Here is a 4,441-nt window from a genome sequence, read left to right as displayed (position 1 = left end):
TGTTTCCTGGCCGATCATGGGCACATTGGGGATGCGTTGTCGCTACTGCAGTTTATGGAACAGCAGCTTAACTTTAATTATCCCCGGCTTGCTCCGCATGACCTGAACCGCATAGCCTGGCGCCTGTATCTGTTGAATACCCGCCTGGACCTGGCTTTGAAATTTTCGCGGCGCGCAGTAGAAAAAGTCCCGTATGACAGGGATTATACACATACATTGGTAGCCCTGATGGCGCGTTTAAGGGAGTGGGAAGCGATCCCCCCGTATGTTGAACGATGGCTGGAACTTTCTGATGACGATATTGTAAAATCGGCCTGGAACGATTACAGCCTGGTATTCCAGGAAGCCATTATGCAGGATCAGCAGGTTACGCTGGGTACATTGCTTACCGGGCAGGATTCGGCCTGCTGGCGTGCGATACGATGCGCACTATACAAGACTTCAGAGTTTGGGGAGATGGTAGAAATTCCTGAAGATATTTATCCCATGGCGGAACAACTTTATAAACAGTTTATTTTCCGGGATATGCCGCGGGTGTTTCCAGTCTAATTAAATTAAGTTATATTTTTTTGATAGTGCCGCACATTCAATCTATGTATAATTTCTAAGGACGCTGTTTGAACATTGTTCGGATAACAAAGTGGGAATACCAGGAATTGATTTTTTTCAGATTTTGAGTCTGTCAGCTTTGATAAGCAAGATGTTGTATACATGGAGAGCCGGACAGCAGCCAATTTCAATGGTTCGGTAAAGGTCACTTTACCGGACCTTTTTTTAAGACAGGAACAGATCCCGCTGCAATTTGCCTCCCGGCACTACGGCATACTTATCAAAATTAGTAATGCCTGCTGCTTTCAACACGTCTTCATCAATCAATGTATGACCTGAATACGAAGCCGGTTGCTGCAGGATATATTCCACTGCATCGGCAATGATATCGGGAGTACGGCTTTTATTGATGAGGGAATCTCCACCCAGCAGGTTCTTCACCGCTGCAGTGGCAATAGTGGTAGCCGGCCACAGGGCATTGGAGGCAATTTTATATTTTTCCAGCTCATTGGCCCAGCCCATTGCCAGCATACTCATATTGTATTTGCTGATAGTGTAAGCAACGTGTGGGCCAAACCATCTTGGATCCATGTTTACCGGTGGTGACAGCGTAAGGATATGTGGATTATTTCCTTTTTTCAGGTAAGGAAGGCAATGTTGTGTTACCAGGAAGGTGCCGCGTACGTTGATATCATACATCAGATCGAACCGTTTGGCAGGGGTTTCTTCCGTGTTTGTAAGCTGTATGGCCGATGCGTTGTTAATCAGCACATCTATACTGCCAAATTTCTCCGCTCCCTGTTGTACGGCGGCGGCTATCTGTGCTTCTTCCCGGATATCTACCTGTACAGCGAGCGCTTTACCTCCGGCAGCCTCTACTTCTGCGGCGGCAGAATAGATGGTACCTCCCAGTCTTGGATCTTCTTCCACGCTCTTGGCGGCAATGATAATATTAGCTCCCCGGCTGGCGAGGCGTAGCGCGATGGCTTTGCCTATGCCACGGCTTGCGCCGGTAATAAAGATGGTACGTTGCTGAAATGACATAACCCTTGCTTTTAGCGGTGAGAAAGAAAGAGGAATTTAAGGAATCTTTCTCTGACCACAAAAAGCAAGGGTTATTTTGAGGGATAAGTAAAAATTGCCGGACCAGGATTGATCCGGCATATTAACAACCTAAAAAATCAAAAATGGGGAAATATTCAATCTCTTCATTGACTATTGCGAATGATAGCAATGGAACAGTTAAAATAGGATTCAAAAAGGGTAGTGAATTCTTCTACATTGTTCATTGCGATAGAAGTACAAATTTTTTCCAGGGGTTCTGCAGTGGTTACAGCCGTACTATATGCCTGCATCATTTGCCGTTGCAGGTGAAAGCGTTCCGGCGCTATATAAAAGCTATCTAAGAAGGCTTCCCTCAGTTCCTGGATGCCCAGGTCGAGCAGTACCGACATTTTAGCTATTGAGAATTTTTCGTTGGTGGTATTGACGAGGTATTTGATGGATTCTTCCAGTTTTTCGGATACATATAGCGGGAACACCCGCATGGGTTCTTCCTCCAGTTCATCCTGTGCGGCAAAATTGAGATATAGTTCCAGGCAGCACCTGTGCATGAATACTTCTGCCTGTTTACCTACAAATTTACAATTGCAAATGGCGTCAATTAATTCAGTACAAGCCATATTAATATGATAGGGCTCTGCATTAACAGGGGCGCTTCCTTTCCTGGATGTTTTTTTCGCTATAGTGGCGAGCTCGGGATATTCCTTTGCCATTTCAGCCATATCTTCCGGTGTGATATCGATGTGGAAGCTGAACATATTGTCCCATGCTTTCATAGGTGCTCTATGGGAGCTGGGATCCAGTTTGAACAGGGTCATTTCCCTTTTGGCCATCATATAAGGTCCCCGGTCAGTGATTTCGGCTACTACTTCGCCTCCGGCCATAAAATGGAGGGCCAGTAGTTCAATCCTGGTATAGGGTATTAACATGATATCCTGTTCCTTGTTGTATACTTCATGTGTACGGAGGGTGAACCTGCCAAGTTTTATGGTTTGGCTAACGATATCCACGTATTCATCACTTCTGAAAGAGATTTTAGCAGCGGGCATAGCCAGGTGTTGATATTCCTGGGGTAAACTCTCAATGGTAACGAATACCTGGTCATCTTCATCGATCCTTAACGGTATACGGGGTAAATTACTGGGCCTTTTCATAACATTATTTTTTTGTAAAGGTGGTGTAAAAAAGTCTGTTATATTGCCTCCTGACCGGGCCGACTGAAGTGTTTTTATAGGATAGTAACAAACTATTTCAATCTGGCCTAATCAGTTTTGTATCTTTTTCCTTTATAGTACACCGGTTGAATTGCCGGGGTACTATGAATATGTTTTTTTTGTTGGATTTTGAGAAAAATGGGTCACTAATAAGAATACTAGCGACCGGTTGCATGAGTGCGTAAGGGGTGTAAACCATCCACCCTCTTACACCGCGTAGAGATTAATTATTTTGAGGCCAAGTAGGGAGGCCTGATTTCATTTTTTGGAGGGCGTCCGCAAAAGCCTTCTCCTCTGCTTCATTTCTTTTTAGTTGTATAGCTTTTTCCTCCCATTTAATGGCTTCACTAGACTTATCTAGTTTATGGAGTAGATTTGCATAAGTATCATAAGCCTGAGGCTCATTTTGATCCCATGTTGCTAGATCATACTCCATTACTTTTAATGCGAATCTAAGTATATTGGGATCATCAACGTGTTGAAAGACCTTCCAGCTTAGGTTATTTGTTATGTAATCCGGGTGTTTCATTGCTTTCTGAAAATAAAGCATATAATATTTGCCGTATGCTTGCCAATCTTTTAAAACGTCTGCGCAATGCATCATTCTCTTCCCTAGAATAACTTCTTCTCCTAGTACTCCATATTTGTTATTCATTTGCCTTTGTAGGGAATCCCATGCAAAAATTGAGTTACGTGAAAAATAAGAAGCTAAATCTTCATGTTCAATAATCATTTTAACAATATACTCAGCATAAACTTCGCCAACTATAGAGTTAATTTTCTCTGGATATTTGTTGAAGAGTTTAAATCCAATATCATTCGTTGTTCTCGTTATTTTTCCAATGAACATTAAATTTTCTTTTGAGAAAGGATTTAACAATGTGCTTATGTAAGCATTTCCCACTTGAGTTGCTTTTAGTTGATCTTTATGACGAATTGCCATTAGGACTAGTCTTCTTAGGAAACTTGAATCTCTTGAGCCACTTTCATACTCTCCAAGTAGTGCTTGATAACGATTATCATTGTCATTTAAATCTAAGTTTATTGCTATTTTGAAGTTCGTATCAATCTTAAAGCCCTCAGTTTGAGGAACTAAATTCCTGTTTATTTTTCGTAATTCATCTACAGGTACTTTAATTATTTCTCTATCATAAGTAAGTATTCCATTCTCTTCACCTTCAACATCGAATGGCTGTGTGTATATTGAGGCGCTGAGGCCAGCGAGTTCCAGCTTCTTAATGATACTAATCATATTCTCGTATTTACCTTTAAGTTCAGCTGGAGTTACCTGTGTATATCCCCATCCTTCTATATCATCCCATTGATGAGCTGGCACTGGTACACCTATTCCACCGTATTCCCCTATCACTTTGGCCTTCCCCGGTTGGCCAGGGACATTTCTAGGCTCGGGATATGAGTGAATGTCAGTCACATCACTGCTTATCCAAGGCGAATCAGAGGGTGATCGTAGTTGATTATTTACATATAAGAGTTCGCCAGAATGCCCATTCACAATTCTACTGGGATCATATCCTTTTACCCATTCTGTAATTCGTTTTTGGTCATACGATCCCCATTTTTCATTAAAAATAACCCAAGTAACAATGCAAGGATGA

At 42.3% G+C, this 4,441-nt stretch carries 3 protein-coding genes and 1 pseudogene; 1 reads left to right on the top strand and 3 read right to left on the bottom strand.

Going from position 1 to position 4,441, the window contains the following annotated elements; all coding sequences use genetic code 11:
- Positions 1 to 549 (top strand): hypothetical protein (locus VIM72_RS07395; RefSeq protein WP_332002196.1); only part of this gene is annotated, 549 nt, incomplete at its 5' end.
- Positions 550 to 774: 225 nt separating this feature from the next.
- Here the strand turns inward: VIM72_RS07395 and VIM72_RS07390 are convergent.
- From VIM72_RS07390 to VIM72_RS07380, 3 genes and pseudogenes are all read right to left on the bottom strand, one after another.
- Entirely contained in the window at positions 775 to 1,593 is an 819-nt protein-coding gene (locus VIM72_RS07390; protein WP_332002195.1) for an NAD(P)-dependent oxidoreductase, read from the bottom strand.
- 164 nt (positions 1,594 to 1,757) lie between these two features.
- On the bottom strand, positions 1,758 to 2,765 hold the full coding sequence (locus VIM72_RS07385) for a hypothetical protein (RefSeq protein ID WP_332002194.1): 1,008 nt from the start codon (positions 2,763 to 2,765) through the stop codon (positions 1,758 to 1,760).
- A 283-nt stretch (positions 2,766 to 3,048) separates the two neighbouring features.
- Positions 3,049 to 4,441: pseudogene (locus tag VIM72_RS07380) on the bottom strand (glycoside hydrolase family 2); the annotation flags it as partial.

Source organism: Chitinophaga sp., assembly GCF_036569185.1.
Lineage (GTDB): Bacteria > Bacteroidota > Bacteroidia > Chitinophagales > Chitinophagaceae > Chitinophaga.
Note: the sequence above shows the minus strand (reverse complement) of the source record. Positions and strands in the feature narration are given on the sequence as shown.